At 64.1% G+C, this 16,881-nt stretch carries 18 protein-coding genes; 10 read left to right on the top strand and 8 right to left on the bottom strand.

Annotation, left to right across the window (positions count from 1 at the left end; genetic code table 11):
- Positions 1–130 precede the first annotated feature (130 nt).
- Entirely contained in the window at positions 131–391 is a 261-nt protein-coding gene (locus ACSQ3I_RS18700; RefSeq protein WP_436001467.1) for a CopG family ribbon-helix-helix protein, read from the top strand.
- Positions 391–666: a type II toxin-antitoxin system RelE/ParE family toxin gene (locus tag ACSQ3I_RS18695; protein WP_436001465.1), complete on the top strand. Its 276-nt coding sequence runs from the start codon at positions 391–393 to the stop codon at positions 664–666. The genes ACSQ3I_RS18700 and ACSQ3I_RS18695 overlap by 1 nt, the downstream gene beginning before the upstream one ends.
- Positions 667–690: 24 nt before the next feature.
- Here ACSQ3I_RS18695 and ACSQ3I_RS18690 read toward each other — a convergent pair whose 3' ends face one another.
- From ACSQ3I_RS18690 to ACSQ3I_RS18680, 3 genes are all read right to left on the bottom strand, one after another.
- Positions 691–1,431, bottom strand: a complete 741-nt coding sequence (locus tag ACSQ3I_RS18690; RefSeq protein ID WP_436001463.1) for a class I SAM-dependent methyltransferase — start codon at positions 1,429–1,431, stop codon at positions 691–693.
- A gap of 134 nt (positions 1,432–1,565) precedes the next feature.
- On the bottom strand, positions 1,566–2,006 hold the full coding sequence (locus tag ACSQ3I_RS18685; protein WP_436001461.1) for a hypothetical protein: 441 nt from the start codon (positions 2,004–2,006) through the stop codon (positions 1,566–1,568).
- Between the two features lie 54 nt (positions 2,007–2,060).
- A complete protein-coding gene (locus ACSQ3I_RS18680) occupies positions 2,061–3,962 on the bottom strand; it encodes an ABC transporter ATP-binding protein (protein WP_436001459.1) in 1,902 nt (633 codons plus the stop codon).
- Between the two features lie 453 nt (positions 3,963–4,415).
- Here ACSQ3I_RS18680 and ACSQ3I_RS18675 point away from each other — a divergent pair, with 453 nt between their 5' ends.
- A complete protein-coding gene (locus ACSQ3I_RS18675; RefSeq protein ID WP_436001457.1) occupies positions 4,416–4,877 on the top strand; it encodes a tRNA (cytidine(34)-2'-O)-methyltransferase in 462 nt (153 codons plus the stop codon).
- Between the two features lie 97 nt (positions 4,878–4,974).
- Complete coding sequence (locus ACSQ3I_RS18670; protein ID WP_436001455.1) at positions 4,975–6,261, top strand: hypothetical protein; 1,287 nt, start codon at positions 4,975–4,977, stop codon at positions 6,259–6,261.
- 52 nt (positions 6,262–6,313) lie between these two features.
- On the opposite strand, the gene ACSQ3I_RS18665 is transcribed toward ACSQ3I_RS18670, so the two are convergent.
- Together ACSQ3I_RS18665 and ACSQ3I_RS18660 are read right to left on the bottom strand one after the other, a co-directional pair.
- Positions 6,314–7,273 (bottom strand): flagellin, encoded by a 960-nt coding sequence (locus ACSQ3I_RS18665; RefSeq protein WP_436001453.1) that lies wholly within the window; start codon positions 7,271–7,273, stop codon positions 6,314–6,316.
- A gap of 135 nt (positions 7,274–7,408) precedes the next feature.
- Entirely contained in the window at positions 7,409–7,669 is a 261-nt protein-coding gene (locus ACSQ3I_RS18660; protein ID WP_436001451.1) for a hypothetical protein, read from the bottom strand.
- Between the two features lie 163 nt (positions 7,670–7,832).
- On the opposite strand from ACSQ3I_RS18660, the gene hemF reads away from it, so the two are divergent.
- The 3 genes from hemF to ACSQ3I_RS18645 all read left to right on the top strand — a co-directional run bounded on the left by hemF (position 7,833) and on the right by ACSQ3I_RS18645 (position 9,420).
- Positions 7,833–8,744, top strand: coding sequence for an oxygen-dependent coproporphyrinogen oxidase (hemF, locus tag ACSQ3I_RS18655; protein WP_436001449.1), 912 nt, complete (start codon positions 7,833–7,835; stop codon positions 8,742–8,744).
- Between the two features lie 117 nt (positions 8,745–8,861).
- Complete coding sequence (locus tag ACSQ3I_RS18650) at positions 8,862–9,140, top strand: hypothetical protein (RefSeq protein WP_436001447.1); 279 nt, start codon at positions 8,862–8,864, stop codon at positions 9,138–9,140.
- A gap of 88 nt (positions 9,141–9,228) precedes the next feature.
- Positions 9,229–9,420 carry a DUF1059 domain-containing protein gene (locus ACSQ3I_RS18645; RefSeq protein WP_436001445.1) on the top strand — a complete coding sequence of 64 codons (192 nt, stop codon included), beginning with the start codon at positions 9,229–9,231 and terminating at the stop codon, positions 9,418–9,420.
- Here ACSQ3I_RS18645 and ACSQ3I_RS18640 read toward each other — a convergent pair whose 3' ends face one another.
- From ACSQ3I_RS18640 to ACSQ3I_RS18630, 3 genes are read right to left on the bottom strand one after another with little or no spacing between them, the layout of a single operon-like run.
- Entirely contained in the window at positions 9,421–10,680 is a 1,260-nt protein-coding gene (locus tag ACSQ3I_RS18640) for a CCA tRNA nucleotidyltransferase (protein WP_436001443.1), read from the bottom strand. It abuts the gene before it with no gap.
- Positions 10,677–11,312: a CoA pyrophosphatase gene (locus ACSQ3I_RS18635; protein WP_436001441.1), complete on the bottom strand. Its 636-nt coding sequence runs from the start codon at positions 11,310–11,312 to the stop codon at positions 10,677–10,679. The genes ACSQ3I_RS18640 and ACSQ3I_RS18635 overlap by 4 nt, the downstream gene beginning before the upstream one ends.
- Positions 11,309–11,932, bottom strand: coding sequence for a DUF1285 domain-containing protein (locus tag ACSQ3I_RS18630; RefSeq protein ID WP_436001439.1), 624 nt, complete (start codon positions 11,930–11,932; stop codon positions 11,309–11,311). Before ACSQ3I_RS18630 ends, ACSQ3I_RS18635 begins: the two co-directional genes overlap by 4 nt.
- 182 nt (positions 11,933–12,114) lie before the next feature.
- On the opposite strand from ACSQ3I_RS18630, the gene ACSQ3I_RS18625 reads away from it, so the two are divergent.
- From ACSQ3I_RS18625 to ACSQ3I_RS18615, 3 genes are read left to right on the top strand one after another with little or no spacing between them, the layout of a single operon-like run.
- On the top strand, positions 12,115–13,128 hold the full coding sequence (locus tag ACSQ3I_RS18625) for an AAA family ATPase (protein WP_436001437.1): 1,014 nt from the start codon (positions 12,115–12,117) through the stop codon (positions 13,126–13,128).
- A 16-nt stretch (positions 13,129–13,144) separates the two neighbouring features.
- Complete coding sequence (locus ACSQ3I_RS18620) at positions 13,145–14,065, top strand: DUF58 domain-containing protein (protein ID WP_436001435.1); 921 nt, start codon at positions 13,145–13,147, stop codon at positions 14,063–14,065.
- Complete coding sequence (locus ACSQ3I_RS18615) at positions 14,062–16,881, top strand: DUF4159 domain-containing protein (RefSeq protein WP_436001433.1); 2,820 nt, start codon at positions 14,062–14,064, stop codon at positions 16,879–16,881. The genes ACSQ3I_RS18620 and ACSQ3I_RS18615 overlap by 4 nt, the downstream gene beginning before the upstream one ends.

Genomic DNA, 16,881 nt, shown 5'->3' with positions numbered 1-16,881 from the left:
GGGAACCAAAGCAAAACAATCTTATATTTCGGCCATGAAATGCAACCAGAGAAGACAACGCACCGCAATTCCAGATTGGATTTCCGGGTGACGATCTCTATAATGACACCAACAACAAGGAGTGTTCACTATGGAAAGACGCGCCATGACCGCGCATCTGCCGCAGTCGCTCGCAGACAAGGTCGACGAACTGGCATTTCGCCTCGACCGCTCGCGGGAATCCATCGTTCAGCAAGCGCTTGCCGATTGGGTCGACCGCGAGGAGCGGCATCATGAGCTTACGGTCGAAGCGCTTCTGGATGTCGAAGAGGGAAATGTGCTCGATCACGAATCCGTCGTCAGCTGGGTTGAAAGCCTTGATGGCGACGAAACGCCCTCCTATCGGCGATAATGGCACTGAAATGGACGAGCAAGGCACATTCGGACTTGCAACGGCTTTACGATTTCCTTGCGCCCGTCAATCGGCAGGCCGCCGCCCGGATCGTCAGAACACTCATAAAGGCCCCCGAACAACTGCTTGAATACCCGAGGATCGGCGAAAAACTGGAAGCGTTCGCTCCACGAGAAGTGCGCCGCATTTTTCTAGGCGAATATGAGATTCGTTATGAGTTGCGGGAAGCTGACATTTTCGTTTTGCGCATTTGGCATAGTCGAGAAGACCGCTAAAGGCCCCGCGCTTTTAAATCGCAATCACCCCAGCCGCCCTATCGGTATGATTTCCGGCGATGTGTCGTCGCAAGACGCGCCGTGCCAATCGCCCAGCCAACGCTCGACGACCAGCTCCGCTTCTTTGGCAAGCTCGGCAATTTCCGCCTGCGACGCGAAGGCAAGATCGGAGGCGGCCTGCCATGTCTGGCCGCCAGCGGCGCGGTAAAAGGTCTGGTAGGTGACGATGCCGCTTTGCTCGTCGCAGCGGACGTCGTTCCAGGAAGCCACCGTACCGAGGTGCGGATGCTCGATGTCCCGTTGCGATAGCGCCGGGGTCCATTCCCTCCACTCCGCCAGCAAGGGATTGCGGCTGTCGAACACGAACCGGCCCTCCGGGGCAAGATGCGCCGCAATCGTCTTCAGCACGGCCAGCCGGTCCGCCCGCGTCAGGAACACCTGGAAGGCATGGCCGGTGAGGACGACGAGATCGAAAGTCGAACCGAGCCGCATGGCTCGCGCATCCGCCTCCACCCATCGGACACGTTCGCCGCCCGGCCTTTGCCGGGCAATATCCAGCATCGGGCGGGCGGGATCGGCGCCGACGACACATTCGACGGTGGTTGCGATCTCCGCGGCAAACCGTCCCGTGCCGCAGCCGAGATCGAGAACCGATCGGCAGCCTTCCGCAAGCCGACGGCAAAAGCTCAGGTCGTCCGACCAGTCATTGTCGAGATCGTAGAACTGCGCCAGGCCGGCATCGTTATAAAGTCGGTCGTCGCGCATGACGCGCTCCTTGATTGCTTCATGGTGAGTCGATAGCCGGTGCCGGTCGAAATGACCGGCATGGCGGGTGGACTGTACTGCTGCCAGGAATGCAAGGGCTGACGGGGAAGAGAGCGCGGGCAGCCCGCCCTCGACTATTCCGGCGATTGGATCAGAACAGCCTCCGCCTGGCTGCCCGACCTGTGATCCCGAAGCGCGGACTGGAACCGTGACAGGTCACCGTAATTGACGAGGAACTCCAGGCTCACACTGCTTTGCCCTGTCGGCTCTTGCCCCGAGACCGGGGGTGTCGCCAGCTCCACGCCGACACGAACAAGACCGCGCGGCCCGCCAGGTGCGATGCGGATACGAACATGCACCCGATCGAGGACACCTTCCCGCCAGTATCCGCCCTCGAGCATGGGCTCATGCCCTGCCTCGATAGGGAAGGCGCCAAGTGCAGCTTCGAACTGCCGAAGCTGCTTCTCACCAATCCAGGCCGAACTTTTACCGGCAAAATCCCCGGCGCCGGCTGTGACGAAAAGTTCGCCGGCACCATCATCGTCAGGTTTGTAGATCAACCGCATAAAGGTCATGGACACACCATCAACATCGGAAAGGCCTCTCCGGAAACGGCGAAAGCCGCGGAATTATTCCGCGGCCTCCGTTTCATCCTCGCCTGCCCGCTCGTCCTGCACTGCCGGCGCATGGCCGCCTGCAGGCACCTGGTCGGCCAGGAAGCCGCCGGACTGGCGGTTCCACAGGTCGGCATAGATGCCGCCGGTGCGCACCAGCGCCTCGTGGCTGCCCGTCTCGACGACCGTGCCGTGGTCGAGAACCACAAGCCGGTCCATCTCGGTCAGCGTCGACAGGCGGTGGGCGATGGCGATCACCGTCTTGCCTTCCATCAGCGCGAACAGGTTTTCCTGGATCGCCGCCTCGACTTCGGAGTCCAGCGCCGAGGTCGCCTCGTCGAGCACCAGGATCGGCGCGTCCTTGAGGAAGACGCGGGCAATCGCGATGCGCTGCCGCTGGCCACCCGAAAGCTTGACGCCGCGTTCGCCGACATGGGCATCGAGACCCGTCCGGCCCTGCATGTCCTCCAGCCCGACGATGAAATCCCAGGCATTGGCGCGTTTCGCCGCCTCGATGATTTCCGCATCGCTTGCCGCCGGCCGCCCGTAGGCGATGTTGTCGCGGATCGAGCGGTGCAGCAGCGAGGTATCCTGCGTCACCACGCCGATCAGGGCGCGCAGGCTGTCCTGCGTTACGGTCGAGACATCCTGTCCGTCGATGGTGATGCGGCCGGACTCCAGATCGTAGAAGCGCAGGAGCAGGTTCATCAGCGTCGTCTTGCCGGCACCGGAGCGTCCGACGAGGCCGACCTTCTCCCCGGCCCGGATGTCGAGCGTCAGGTCGTCGATCACCCCGCGATCCTTGCCGTAGTGGAAGCGCACCTGGTCGTAGCGGATCGCGCCCTTGGGTGCCGCCAGCTTCTTGGCATCGGGCGCATCGACGATGTCGTGCTGCTTGGTCATCATCGCCATGCCGTCATAGATCGTGCCGATGCTTTCGAACAGCGCCGAAACCTCCCACATGATCCATTGCGACATGCCGTTGATGCGCATCGCCAGGCCGATCGCCAGCGCCACGGAACCGATCGAAACCTCCGCCGTCAGCCACAGGCCGATGCTGACAGCCGAGACGATGAACAGCGCCAGCGCATTGTTGACGTCCACGAGGATGTTCAGAAGCGTGATCTGCCGCATCTGCTTGTGCACCGAGCCGAGGAAGACATCCATGCCCTCGCGGGCATAGTTTTCCTCGCGGCCGGCATGCGAGAACAGCTTGACCGTGCCGATATTGGTGTAGCTGTCGACGACGCGGCCGGTCATCATCGACCGTGCATCCGCCTGCTCGCTGGAAAGCTTGCGCAGCTTCGGAATGAAGTGGCGCAGGATCAGAACGTAGGCGATGATCCAGGCCAGCAGCGGCAGCACCAGCCGCCAGTCGACCGCGATCACCAGCGCCAGCATCGAAACGAAGAAGCTGACCGCATAGATGAAGACGTCGATGATCTTCAGCACCGCCTCGCGCACCGCAAGCGATGTCTGCATCACCTTGGTGGAGACGCGGCCGGCGAACTCGTTGGCGAAAAAGTTCATCGAGTGCCGGAGCAGGAAACGGTGCATCTGCCAGCGGGCGATCATCGGGTAATTGCCGGCCAGAACCTGGTGCATCGTAATCGTATGGATCGTGCCGACCAGCGGCAGGCCGATCAGCAGCAGGCCCGCCATCCAGAGCAAGTGCTGGCCTTCGCTCGCAAGGAAGGTCGCCCGATCGGCCGATGACAGCCAGTCGACGATATTGCCGAGGAATTGGTAGAGGAAGACTTCGCCGAAGGCGATCAGCATCGAGCACAGCCCGAGCAAAGCGAGCCAGGGGGCAGCCGTCTTGGTGTAATACCAGCTGAAGGCCACCAGGCCTTTCGGCGGCAGGGAGGGCTCCTCCGGCGGAAACGGATTGAGGCGCTGTTCGAACCAGCCAAACATAACAAGCTCCAGGGTCCATAAATCCCGGCGATGGCGTCACAGGGTCGCGCAGGACCACGATGGACGGAAAACCGGGGGACGAATTGACGAGGCCACCAGGCCGCGCAGTGATTCAAATAGGAAGTGGAAAAAGAAAAAGCGAAGGGTCGCTTACGCCTGCAGCCACATGATGGGCGGCGAGAGGCGACGACGAACGGTGATATCCATGAATCCCTCCCTGAAAGGCGTTGAAGATGCTGCTGTGTAGCGCAATTTGTCGCAGTTGCCCAGTGCCCGCCTATAAAAAAGGCATTCTCGCATCATTGTGTGGCACCGGCGCCACAGGTCGATGGCGCGTGCCCTCGGCCAAAGGGCTGAAGTCTCACTTCTTCTGCAACAGCCTGACGGTTGTTCGCGCGGCATCCGCCGTGCTAGGCCCAGCCGGCAACCATCCATTCCGATGCGGAGACAATCGTGACTTCCCTGCGGATCGCCCTCTACCAGCCGGACATTCCCGGAAACACCGGCACGATCCTGCGGCTGGCCGCCTGCCTCGGCCTGTCCGTCGACATCATCGAGCCGGCGGGTTTCGATATTTCGGACCGAAACCTCAAGCGTGCCGGCATGGATTACCTTGCTTCGGTGACATTGACCCGCCACGTCAACTGGGCCGCCTTCGACGACTGGCGCCGCCAGCAAGGACGCCGCATCGTGCTCGCCTCCACCAAGGCCGCAGAACGCTACACCGATTTCACCTACAGATCCGACGACATCCTGCTCCTCGGCCGCGAAAGCGCCGGCGTTCCTGAGGCCGTGCATGACGCGGCGGATGGCCGTGTCCTCATTCCGATGCGGGAAGACCAGCGCTCCATCAACGTCGCGATGGCCGCCGCCATGGTAGCGGGAGAAGCCATGCGACAAACTGTCTGGCGCTGAAGCGGGCATCCTGCGGCGAATGTTGCAACGCACTGTTGTGCAGCCGGACCGACTATGCGATGCTCTCCCCAGTGATCGCAACCGTGGAGTTCTATCCATGTTCCAGACCGCATTCACCCATAATCTGACGCAATTTGCCCGGATTCTCAGTCTTCCCGAGCGTTTGCAGCGCACTCCGGCACGCAATCTCTCGCTCGAAGGCTTGCGGCAGCGCAACACGACGCTCGACGCCTTCTTCTACGACATCAAGGTCGTCACCCCCGACGAGGCCTTCTACATTTCCGATTCGCTGGCCGCTGTCGGTTCCATCCTGATCGTGCCGCCCTCCGGTGCCGGCGCGCTCACACTCTGCGATACGCTGGACGAATTTTTCCAGCGCGGCGGCGGCAAAGTGCATGTGCTGGCGATCGCCGGGGCCGGCGGTTCAGCGCTCGGCGCGGCAGCCTTCGCCCGCAATGTCGCGGATGCGGTCGGCGAACCGGTCGCCACCGTCGTTCCCGGATACGGCTTTGCCGATGCTGTCGGCGAAGCCATGGGCGGCTCCTTCCTCTTCGGCTGGCTGAACCAGGTCCGCCACGGCTTCGAAATCCTCGACGAGGTTTGGGGCCGGCCGCAATTCGGCGTCAATCCGGAAAAGAACGCCGCCGCCTCGACGGCCAAGCACAATTGTCGCGACATGCAGACGGTGCTGGCGCTTCTGGCCGACCCGCGGCTGGAACTCAGCCTGATGACAGGCCATTCCAAGGGCAATCTGGTGTTGGCCGAGGCATTGACGCGGCTCAAGTCGGTGGATCTGCCGCGTTTGCAGGGCCTGTCGCGTTCTGCCCGCATCGTCACCTTTGGCGCCAAGATCGCCATGCCGCCGGTTTTTACCGACGTCATCGACGTCATCGGCGAATGGGACTGGTTCGGCACACTGAATTCGCGCCAGTTCATCGCCACAGACCGCAAGGTTTCCGGCGCCTGGCATCATACCAACACCGATCTGCCCGGCCACATCGCCGTGACCGATGTGTTGAAGGACGTTCTGGCGCAGCCGTCATCGCTTCGGCCGGCGCAGGCAGTCCCCTCCGAGCCCGTCGTGACTGCTGAAGTGCCCCCAGCCGCGGCGGAAGAGCTGGAGCCGGCGGCTGCCGTTCAGGCGATGGAGACCGTTGCGGAAGCCGTCCCGCCGGCGGTCGAAGCCATCGAGACTGCCGAAACAGTACCCTTGCCCAAAACCACAGAGGCAACGGCTACGCTTGAAGCCGGAAAAGACGACGCCGTCCCAAAACGCCGGGCGGGCAAATCGAAAACGGCCGAGACGATAACCGAAACCGCTGTCACGCCGTTTGCGCCGCCGCCAAGGCGGAAAAGAAGCACGCCCCGCGACCGGTCGGCATAAGCGGAGCGAACGCAGGGTTGGGAGTGCCCCTGCCCTTGCGGTTGCCCAGCCGTTACTGACAGAGGCTCAGCAGCGTCCGGGACTGGTCGTTGGCGATGTTGAGCCCGGAAAGCTCCAGTTCCTGCTGAACCTTCTCGGCTTCCGATTTCGCCTCCTCCTCCTGCAGATCCGCATCGATGCGGCATCCGACCGAGGTTTCGAGCATGGCACGCAGGCCGGAGAAATAATCGCCGCCGGAGGCCATCTCGCCGGCTGCGGCCCGCAGTTTCTCGCCGGCCTCGACGAGTTCCGCAAGCAGCGCGCCGCTGGCGACGATCATGCCGTCGAGTTCGTCGTCTTCAGTCGTGCAAGAAATGGCGATCTCGCTGGCTTCGAGCGACGTACGCGCCAAGGTCGGCGTATCGAGAAGATAATAGAGGAAAGAGCTGCCGTTCATTGTCACGCTGGGATAGACACGGGTGAGAAGCCCTTGGTCGGCATCCTGGCGGCTGATCAGCAGGATCTGCCCGGTATCGAACTGGACGGTCCTGATGGCGCTGAGGCCGTGGGAATCCTGCGCTGGCGTGACGAGCGATTTGACCAGCGGCGAGCCGCCGGTATCCAGCCAGTTTTCGCCATCGAACGAGGCCGCTTGCGCCACCTCAAACAGCTCCTGCTTCAGCACGGCGATCTCGACGTCGATCACGTCCCGGTCGACACCCGGGAAGCGGGCGTGAATGAGCTTGGACTGGATCTCGGCGACGATGTCCGTCGCGGCCTGCAGGCCGAGCGTTGCAACGTCGCTCGCCGCCGCAGCCTGGCCGGCGGCGTCTTCGGCAGACGAAAGTGAAAATCCGTCATACAACATGCCATACACATCTGGCTCGGCGACCGGCCGCCCGGCAACGGCTTCGATCCGGCGAACCGAACGGCATGGCCGTTCGCCCGAAAAGAGCGATCCGTCAACGAAAACGCCGGCGATGAAAGGGAAGCGCCGGACGAGGTGCGATGCATGCAGGGGTGGAGCAAGCATCGTGCGAACCGGCGGCGACGACCGGCGTCATGCCGCTTACGCATCGAGCGATGCATAAAATCGTCGCCATACCCATGCTAGGCATCAGAGGTTTCGGAAGTTTTTTACAAATCGTTAGGATTTGAACGATCGCCGTCAATCGGCTGTCGGCAGGCGCCGCATGGTGAATTCGATGCGGTCGCCCTCCAGCTGCCGCCAGCTTTCCACCTCGGTCCAGTAGGCCGCCTTGGGGAAGGTGTCGAACCATTCGCGCGCCTTGGCGCGGGCTTCGTTGCGCGCCAGGCAGAAGGTTTCGCGCACGAAATTGCTTTTGCTGCCATCGGTGCTTTCCTGCCGATGCCGCGCTATTCGTCGTCTCAATCCCTCAAGGGCGGGCGGCCCGGGAATTTTCGCCATGCGATCTACCTTTCTCCTTGTAGATAATATCGGCATTCGCTTTTGGCGAGTCTTTTTGCAGCGCAGCAGCGCAATCGCCCGATCGCTTTCCGCACTTGCGACTTGCACGCTTCGGGGTTAAGGCGGCTAATGAAAGACGTGATTGCGCCGCGGGAGACCGGACATGGAAAGACCGCAACTGCCGAAGGGCTTGCCGGACGACATCGAAGACAAGAAGCAGGCCGCCAGGACCTGGTTCGAGCACCTGCGCGACCACATCTGCGCCACCTTCGAGGAACTGGAGCAGGACCTCACCGGCCCGCTCAGCGACCAGGAACCCGGCCGTTTCGAGCCGAAGGAATGGCAACGCGAGGGCGGTGAAGGCGGCGGCGGGCGCATGTCGATCATGAGCGGCCGCGTCTTCGAGAAGGTCGGCGTCCACACCTCCACGGTCCATGGCGAATTCTCGCAGGAATTTAGGGCGCAGATCCCCGGCGCCGACGAAGATCCGCGTTTCTGGGCCTCCGGCATTTCGCTGATCGCCCATCCGGTCAATCCCAACGTGCCGGCCGTGCATATGAACACCCGCATGGTGGTGACCAGCAGCCATTGGTTCGGCGGCGGCGCCGATCTCACGCCGGTGCTCGGCCGCAGGCGGACGCAGACGGACGACGACAGCGTGCTGTTCCACAAGGCGATGGAAATCGCCTGCAACCGCCATCCGGTCGCCGACTATCCGCGCTACAAGCAATGGTGCGACGATTACTTCTTCCTCAAGCACCGCAACGAACCACGCGGCATCGGCGGCATCTTTTTCGACTGGCTGCATTCTGATGCGGAAAAGGGCGGCTGGGATGCCGATTTCGCTTTCGCCCGCGATGTCGGTCGCGCCTTCTCGATGGTCTATCCGAAGATCGTCCGGGCCAATTTCAATCTTCCCTGGACGGATGACGACCGCGACGAGCAGCTCATCCGCCGCGGTCGCTATGTCGAGTTCAACCTGCTCTACGACCGCGGTACGATCTTCGGCCTGAAGACGGGCGGCAATGTCGAAGCCATCCTGTCCTCGCTGCCGCCGGCTGTTCGCTGGCCGTAGATATATTCATATTCATATTTAAAGCCAAAAAATCATCCGCGTCTTTTTGGTGATTCATTGGCCTTGACCGGCATGTTATGGTTGTCCTCGCGTAATTCCATCGGAGGAGGATGATTCATGACGGCAAATACGAGCATGGCTGACAAAGGCACGACGCAGGATGCGTCGCGCCACCTCGATACTCCCGAATTCATCGACCGACTGGCGGAAAAACTGCGTCATTCGAGCGGCATAGACCTTCCACACGCCTACTTCGTCGAGCAGGTGAAGCTAAAGCTTGCCGGCAGCCCGGCTTTCGATGCCTCGCTGGGCGAGGCCGCCCCGGAGGCTGCAAACAAGCCATCATCCGACTACCAGTCTTCGGCCTGCTTCATGGCATGGGCCAATCCCGAATAGACACGCTGCATCGGAATCGTGAACCTTTTGCTTCCTGGGACGTTTTGCCGAAGGCTTATGCCGTGACGAAACGACAGGGAGACAGATCATGAGACTGTTTGAATGCGGTTCACTGGTTCCGGGCTGCGAGTGGCATACCCGCGCCGAAGACGATGCGGAAATCGTCCGCCGCGCCGTCGAGCACATGCGCAACACCCATGGCGAAACCGTCATCCGCGAAAACATGATCGAAAACATCAAGGCGCGCATCGCCAACGAAAGCGAAGCGCCGGTTCACTGATCAGCCGCCAGCAATTTCCTGCAGCCGGGCGACCAGCGTCGCCCGGTCGGTGGTGAAGTTGCGTTCCACCCATTCCGTCTCCAGGATCGACAGGGTTTCCCCGACCTTGGGCCCGGCCGCTATCCCGGCCGCCAAGACATCGGCGCCGCCCAAGGGGAAGACTGGTTTTTCCCAGCGTTCGGCCTGCTTCAGCAGATCAGACAGCCGCCCGGCTCGCTGCATATCCTCCGCACCACCGCCTTCAGCCCGCGCGCGGGCCGAGACCAAAGCCAGTTTCAGTCGCACCGTGATGCCTTCCGCGCCGTGGCGATACAGCAGGCGGGCAAACGCCGTTCCAGCAATATCGTCAGGCACGACGGGCGACGTCGCCCAGGCGGAAAAGTAGCTGGCCTCGTCTCGCGACAGCCGAAGCCGGGAGGCCATCGCAGCCAGGCGTTCGGCATCGGGCGGAACGATGGCCGCCAGCCGCAACCGTGCATCCGCGGGCCAGCAGAGCGCCCGCTCGGTACCGACAAGCGCAGGAATGGCATCGATGCCCCATTTCTCGCTTTCCGGCAGGATTTCCGTCAGAATGCCCGCCTGGCGCATCCACAACAGGGCACGGCCGGGATCGGCAGCCGAAAGCAGCTTCTTCAATTCCGACCAGACACGCTCGGCCGACAGCGTCTTGAGTTTTGCCCGCGCCGCCGCGCTGGCCTTAAGCCCGGCCGCATCCGGCCGTCCGGAGCCATAATGGGCAAAGAAGCGGAAGAACCGCAGGATGCGCAGGTAATCCTCGGCAATGCGCATCGAGGCGTCACCGATGAAGCGCACCGTCCGGCTTTCGATATCGGCCAGCCCGCCGACGAGGTCGACGACATCGCCATTGGCATCGACGTAGAGCGCATTCATCGTCAGGTCGCGGCGTTCCGCATCCGCCTGCCAGTCGGTGGAAAAGGCCACCTGCGCATGCCGGCCGTCGGTCTCGACGTCGCGCCTGAGCGTCGTCACCTCGAAGGGCGTCCCATCGACGACGAGCGTGACCGTGCCGTGCGACAGGCCGGTCGGCACCACCTTGATGCCGGCGCGTGTCGCCCGCTCCATCACCGCTTCCGGCCGGAGCGTCGTGGCGATATCGATGTCGCTGACGGGGATGCCGAGCAGGCTGTTGCGCACCGCACCGCCGACCACCCGGCCCGCGGCGCCGTCGCTGTTCAACAGCGCCAGCACCCGCGTCAGCGCGGGATCGCGAAACCAGTCCTCGCCGGCAAGATTGGTCATGCGTAAAGCCTTTCGTAAAGCGTGCGGACGATGCCGGCGGTGATGCCCCAGATCATCCAGTCCTCATAGGGCATGCGATAAAAATGCCGCTCGATGCCCTGCCAGACGGTACTGTCCTGCGTATGGTTCTTCGGGTCCATCAAAAACGACAGCGGCACCTCGAAAACACTGTCCACCTCGTCCGGATTGGGTTTCAGCTCGAAGCCGCGGCGAACGACGGAAAGAACCGGCGTGATGCGGAAGCCGGTCGCCGCCAGATAGTGCGGAAGCCGCGCCACGGTCTCAACGAAACGGGGGGCCAGGCCGATTTCTTCTTCCGCCTCCCGCAATGCCGCCATCTCCGGCGAACGGTCCTCGGCATCGATGGCGCCGCCCGGAAAGGCGATCTGGCCGGAATGCTTGCGCAACGTCGCGGTGCGCTTGGTGAAGATCACCTTCGCCGTCTCCCCGTCGTCGACGACCGGCACCAGCACCGCGGCATCCCGCAATTTCAACCCTTCGAGGCTCGTCCACATATCCGGATTGAGCAGGTAATCGCCATGCTCCCGCCAGGCGAGATCGACGGGACCGCCCGTCTGCGACAGGGCGCGACGGCGGAATTCCGCCGCGGAAAACAGGGGCGCAGCACTCATCGGGACAGGGCATCCAGTTCGTCGGCGGGCATGACGGGGAAGGTGATGCCGCCGGAGCGCACGGCAAACATCGCCACGCCATCGATCTCCACGACCTCGCCCAGTTCGACCAGGTCATACATCACGGCCCGCGACACCAGCGCCTCCAGCCGGCCGCGCACGAGAAGATAGGGTTTCAGTTCGGCGTTTTCGCCATGCATTACGAAGCGCAACGGATGCTCCGGCCCGGCCGTCACCACGTCGCCGACATTGGTGCGGAAGGTCAGGAGCGGTTCGCCGTTCTCTTCGCCGACATTCATCTCCACCGCCACGAAGGGCGCATCGACGACGCGGATGCCGACCTTTTCCACAGGCGTGACGAGGTAAGTCTTGCCGTCCTCGTCGCGGCGCAAAACGGTGGAAAACAGCCGCACCAGCGGCGCCCGGCCGATCGGCGTGCCCATGTAGAACCAGGTGCCATCGGCGCGGATTTCCATGTCGATATCGCCGCAGAAGGGCGGATTCCAGCGGTCCACCGGCGGAAGTCCGCGGTTTTTGTCGCCGGTATCGGCGGCGGCGCGCGAAATCAGCGCGGCAAGCCCCGCGGCATCTTCGGTTGCTTTAATTTCGCCTGCTGCCATTTTTGCGTCCCGGTTTGCCTTTAGGCCGGTTTTTTCAGGTGTTGGAGTTCCGATCCTCTCACGAGATAGTCATTCGAAACGCGCTTGTCAGCCGCCAACTTGGCAATAAGTTGTTAAGGAGAGAAACGGTTGCACCAAGAACGCGATTCGCAGCCGGCGCCGGCAAGCTTATGGAGAACCCGATGGGCATGATGAAGACCACCGAGACGAGCCTCGACGAAAAGGCCATCGTCGCCGCCGCGGAAGCGGCGCTGGCCGATATCGCCTCGGTGCGCCAGGAGGTCGGCAAGGTGATCTTCGGCCAGGAGAAGGTGGTGGAAAACACCCTGCTCGCCGTGCTCTCCGGCGGCCATGCGCTGCTCGTCGGCGTGCCGGGTCTCGCCAAGACCAAGCTGGTCAATACGCTCGGCGGCGTGCTCGGCCTTGCGGCCAACCGCATCCAGTTCACCCCCGACCTGATGCCATCGGACATCCTTGGCTCGGAAGTGATGGATCAGGACGACCAGGGCCGCCGCTCCTTCCGCTTCGTCAAGGGACCGATCTTCGCGCAGCTTTTGATGGCCGACGAGATCAACCGCGCCTCGCCGCGCACCCAGTCGGCGCTGCTGCAGGCAATGCAGGAATACCACATCACCGTCGCCGGCCAGCGGCTCGACCTGCCGGCGCCTTTCCACGTGCTCGCGACCCAGAACCCGCTGGAGCAGGAAGGCACCTATCCGCTGCCGGAAGCGCAGCTCGACCGCTTCCTGCTGCAGGTCGATGTCGATTATCCGGAACTGGCCGCCGAACGGCAGATCCTGCTGGAAACCACCGGCCTCAGCGAGGCGAAACCGGAGACGGTGCTGACCGCCGAACGGCTGGTGGACATCCAGCGGCTGATCCGCCAGATGCCGGTCAGCGACGCGGTGGTCGACGCCATCCTGGCGCTGGTGCGCTCCGCCCGCCCCGGCCACGGCAATGCCGCCACCGACAAGCATGTCGCCTGGGGCCCCGGCCCGCGCGCCGGCCAGGCGATGATGCTCTGCGCCCGCGCCCGCGCCCTCTACGAAGGCCGCCTCGCGCCGTCGCTCGATGACGTACACGCGCTGGCCGAACCGATCCTGCAGCACCGCATGGCGCTGACGTTTGCGGCACGCGCCGAAGGCATGTCGGTGCGCGACGTGATCGCCGGGCTGGTCAAGCAGGCCAAGGGTTGAGAAGGAGAGGCGCCGCGTGGCTTCGATAGGCCAGATCGTCGAACAGACCCCCGGACGAGACGCCCTGACGCGGGCCCGCCAGCGCGCCGTGCTGGTGCCGGATTGCATGGTCGAGGCCAAGCGCATCGCCAACACGGTGATTGCCGGCTGGCACGGCCGCCGCAAGCGCGGCATCGGCGAGAACTTCTGGCAGTTCCGGCCTTATGCCGATGGCGAAAGCCTGTCGCGCATCGACTGGCGCCGCTCGGCCCGCGACGACCATACCTATGTTCGCGACCGGGAATGGGAGGCGGCGCACACCATCTGGCTGTGGGCCGACATGTCGCCATCGATGATGTACAAGTCAACTCTCGGCCAGGTGTCGAAGGAAAGCCGGGCTCTGGTGCTGATGCTGGCGCTGGCCGAAATCCTCGCCCGCTCCGGCGAGCGCATCGGTTGTCCCGGCGTCATGGACCCGATCTCGGCGCGCAACGCCGCCGAACGGCTTGCGACGGCGCTGATGCACACGCCGCTCAGCGGCGGCCTACCGGACACAAAGATGATCCGCGGCGCAAGCGACATCGTGCTGATCGGCGATTTCCTCGACAGCGCCGACGAGGTGATGGCGCGGCTTTCGCCGCTCGCCCGCCGCGGGTTGCGCGGCCATGTGGTCGAGATCGCCGATCCGGCGGAAGAGGCCTTCCCCTATAGCGGCCGCACCGAATTCACCGATCCCGAAACCGGCGAAAAACTCGTCGCCGGCCGCGCCGAGACCATCCGCGAGGATTACCGCCGCGCCTATTTCGCACGCCGGGAAAACCTCGGTGAGTCGTTGCGCCATCTCGGCTGGAACTTCGTCAGCCATCGCACCGATCACCTTGCCTCCGAGGCGCTGGTGGCCGTGCACATGTATCTCTCCGGCATGCCGGGCCGCGCCACGCATGGAGGGCAATTGTGAACGCCCTGCCCTTCGCCTTCGCCAATCCCGCCGTGCTGTTTGCGCTGCTCTCGCTGCCGGTTATCTGGTGGCTGCTCAGGCTGACGCCGCCACGGCCGCAGATGGAAGCTTTTCCGCCGCTGAAAATCCTCGCTTCCGTGCTGAAACGCGAGGAAACGCCGGCACAGAGCCCCTGGTGGCTGACGCTGCTGCGCATCCTGCTCGCCGCCGCCGTGATTTTTGCGCTCGCCGATCCGGTGGTCAACCAGCGCAGCTCGACGCTGGCGACCGGGCCGATGGTGCTGCTCATCGACAATTCCTGGGCCAGCGCCGCCGACTGGCAGCGACGGATGGATACCGCTCATGCATTGGTGGACGACGCCGAGGCGCAGGACGTGCCGGTATCGACCGTCTTCACCGCCGACCGCAACCATGATGCGACGCCGGCGAATGCCGCGACCGCCCGCGAAAAGCTGGCTGCCGCCAGCCCGCAACCGCTGGTGCCCGACCGCCGCCGCGCCCTGCAGGCGATCCGCGAAAGCCTCGGCGGCACGACGCCCGGCACCGTCGCCTTCATCTCCGACGGCGTCAAAAGCTACGACACCGATACGGTGCTTGCCGATCTCGCAACGCTGAAGCCGCAGGATCTGCGCCTGATCGAAGGGGACGGCACCGAGACCATCGCGCTGACCACTGCGACCAACGGCGCCGACCAGATGACCGTATCCGCCTCCCGCCTCGCCGGGACCAATGCCGCCAGCTACAATCTCATCGCGCAGGACGGACAGGGCCGGCCTATCGCATCTGGTTCGCTGGCTTTTGCCGCCGGCCAGACCGACGTTTCCGGCACCATCGCCGCCCCCTTCGAGATGCGCAACGATTTCGCCCGCATCAGCATCGAGGGACAGGCAAGCGCCGGCAGCGTTCACCTGCTCGATGACGGCTTCAAGCGCCGCCGGGTCGCGCTGTTGACGGGTGAGGCCGGCGACGATTTCCAGCCGCTGCTCTCGCCACTCTATTACATCAACCGTGCCCTGCAGCCCTATGCCGACCTGATCGAGCCGAAGGTGCCGGATCTCGCCCAGTCGATCCCGGAAATCCTCGCCGGCAACCCGTCCGTCATCATCATGGCCGATATCGGCCGCCTGCCGGCGGAGACCTACGAGCCGTTGCAGCGCTGGATCGCCAATGGCGGCACGCTGATCCGCTTTGCCGGCCCCCGCCTTGCCGCGGCCCCCGCCGACGATCCGCTGGTGCCGGTGATCCTGCGCCAGGGCGAACGCGCCTTCGGCGGTGCACTCTCCTGGGCCGAGCCGCAGCCGCTCGCCGATTTCCCCGCTTTCGGTCCCTTCGCCGGCATGGCGCGGCCGGACGGCATCCTGGTCAAACGCCAGGTGTTGGCCGAACCGACGCCGGATCTGGCGGAACGCACCTGGGCCAGCCTTGCCGACGGCACGCCGCTGGTGACCGTGCGCAACGTCAATGGCGGCCGCATCGTGCTGTTCCATGTCAGCGCCGAGGCCACCTGGTCGGACCTGCCGATATCGGGCCATTTCGTCGAGATGCTGCGCCGCATCGTGCAGCTGTCGCGCTCCGGCGGCGCCTCGGCCGAAACCGGCGCCGCCACGACGGCGGAAGCCCTGCCGCCCTTCCGCCTGCTGACCGCCGAGGGTGTGCTCTCCACCGAGACCGGCGACGCCAAGCCGCTCGATCCGCGCCGCGACCTCTCGAAGATCGCCTCGACCTTCGACAATCCGCCCGGCCTCTACGGCAGCGAGGACGGCTTTACCGCGCTGAACCTGCTGCCGGCCGGCGCCAAGCTGCAGCGGCTCGACCCGGCCACCGCCGGCATGGCGGTGGCGCGCGACAGCCTGATCGGCGAAAAGGCCTGGTCGGCCAAGCCGGCGCTGTTCACGCTGGCCTTCCTGCTGCTGGTGGCCGACACGCTGATCGTGCTGTTCATGGGCGGCGCCTTCGCCCGCCGCCTGCGGCCGGCCGCCGGCGCTGCCATGATCCTCGTGGCGGCTTTCGCCGCCTCCGCCCTCATGCCGATGGGCGAGGCGCGGGCGGACGATTCCAAGCCCGGCGACGACGTCATCATGGAGCGGCTCAACAACACCCATCTCGCTTATGTCATTACCGGCGAGCCGGATGTCGACCGCATGTCGGAACAGGGCCTCAACGGCCTGACCGACTACCTCACCTACCGCACGACGCTGGAACCTTCCCCGCCGGTCGGCGTCGACATCTCCAAGGACGAGCTGTCGCTCTTCCCGATCATCTACTGGCCGATTTCCGCCTCAGCGCCGATGCCGTCCACCAGCACCATCAGCCGCATCGACGCCTATATGCGCGCCGGCGGCACGGTACTGTTCGATACGCGCGACCAGTTCAGCGCCCTCGACACCTCAGGCGCCCCGACCGCCAACGGCGAACGGCTGCAGGCGATCCTCGGCAATCTCGACATCCCGCCGCTGGAGCCGGTGCCGACCGACCATGTGCTGACCAAATCCTTCTATCTGCTGTCGAATTTCCCCGGCCGCTATTCCGGCAGCCCGCTGTGGATCGAGGCACGGCAGGATGCCCGCAACGGCAGCAGCGCCGGCACGCAAAGCGGCGACGGCGTGTCGCCGATCATGATCACCGGCAACGATTTCGCCGGCGCCTGGGCGATCGACGCCAACGGCGCCGCCGTGCTGCCCACCGTGCCGCCGGACGAAACGCAGCGCGACTATGCCTTCCGCACCGGCGTGAACATCATGATGTACATGCTCACCGGCAACTACAAGGCCGACCAGGTGCATATCCCTGCCCTGCTCGAACGCCTGGGGCAATGA

Origin of the sequence: Rhizobium sp. LjRoot30, from assembly GCF_964253915.1 — a bacterium.
GTDB lineage: Bacteria > Pseudomonadota > Alphaproteobacteria > Rhizobiales > Rhizobiaceae > Metarhizobium.
Note: the sequence above shows the minus strand (reverse complement) of the source record. Positions and strands in the feature narration are given on the sequence as shown.

What these genes read in the sequence shown, in the direction of transcription:
- ACSQ3I_RS18670 (WP_436001455.1), top strand. Translation starts at nt 4,975, where the DNA reads ATGTTCCAGACCGCATTCACCCATAATCTGACGCAATTTGCCCGGATT.
- hemF (WP_436001449.1), top strand. Translation starts at nt 7,833, where the DNA reads ATGGAAAGACCGCAACTGCCGAAGGGCTTGCCGGACGACATCGAAGAC.
- ACSQ3I_RS18640 (WP_436001443.1), bottom strand. Translation starts at nt 10,680, where the DNA reads ATGACCAATCTTGCCGGCGAGGACTGGTTTCGCGATCCCGCGCTGACG.
- ACSQ3I_RS18660 (WP_436001451.1), bottom strand. Translation starts at nt 7,669, where the DNA reads ATGGCGAAAATTCCCGGGCCGCCCGCCCTTGAGGGATTGAGACGACGA.
- ACSQ3I_RS18625 (WP_436001437.1), top strand. Translation starts at nt 12,115, where the DNA reads ATGGGCATGATGAAGACCACCGAGACGAGCCTCGACGAAAAGGCCATC.
- ACSQ3I_RS18650 (WP_436001447.1), top strand. Translation starts at nt 8,862, where the DNA reads ATGACGGCAAATACGAGCATGGCTGACAAAGGCACGACGCAGGATGCG.
- ACSQ3I_RS18680 (WP_436001459.1), bottom strand. Translation starts at nt 3,962, where the DNA reads ATGTTTGGCTGGTTCGAACAGCGCCTCAATCCGTTTCCGCCGGAGGAG.
- ACSQ3I_RS18645 (WP_436001445.1), top strand. Translation starts at nt 9,229, where the DNA reads ATGAGACTGTTTGAATGCGGTTCACTGGTTCCGGGCTGCGAGTGGCAT.
- ACSQ3I_RS18690 (WP_436001463.1), bottom strand. Translation starts at nt 1,431, where the DNA reads ATGCGCGACGACCGACTTTATAACGATGCCGGCCTGGCGCAGTTCTAC.
- ACSQ3I_RS18685 (WP_436001461.1), bottom strand. Translation starts at nt 2,006, where the DNA reads ATGACCTTTATGCGGTTGATCTACAAACCTGACGATGATGGTGCCGGC.
- ACSQ3I_RS18630 (WP_436001439.1), bottom strand. Translation starts at nt 11,932, where the DNA reads ATGGCAGCAGGCGAAATTAAAGCAACCGAAGATGCCGCGGGGCTTGCC.
- ACSQ3I_RS18635 (WP_436001441.1), bottom strand. Translation starts at nt 11,312, where the DNA reads ATGAGTGCTGCGCCCCTGTTTTCCGCGGCGGAATTCCGCCGTCGCGCC.
- ACSQ3I_RS18700 (WP_436001467.1), top strand. Translation starts at nt 131, where the DNA reads ATGGAAAGACGCGCCATGACCGCGCATCTGCCGCAGTCGCTCGCAGAC.
- ACSQ3I_RS18695 (WP_436001465.1), top strand. Translation starts at nt 391, where the DNA reads ATGGCACTGAAATGGACGAGCAAGGCACATTCGGACTTGCAACGGCTT.
- ACSQ3I_RS18665 (WP_436001453.1), bottom strand. Translation starts at nt 7,273, where the DNA reads ATGCTTGCTCCACCCCTGCATGCATCGCACCTCGTCCGGCGCTTCCCT.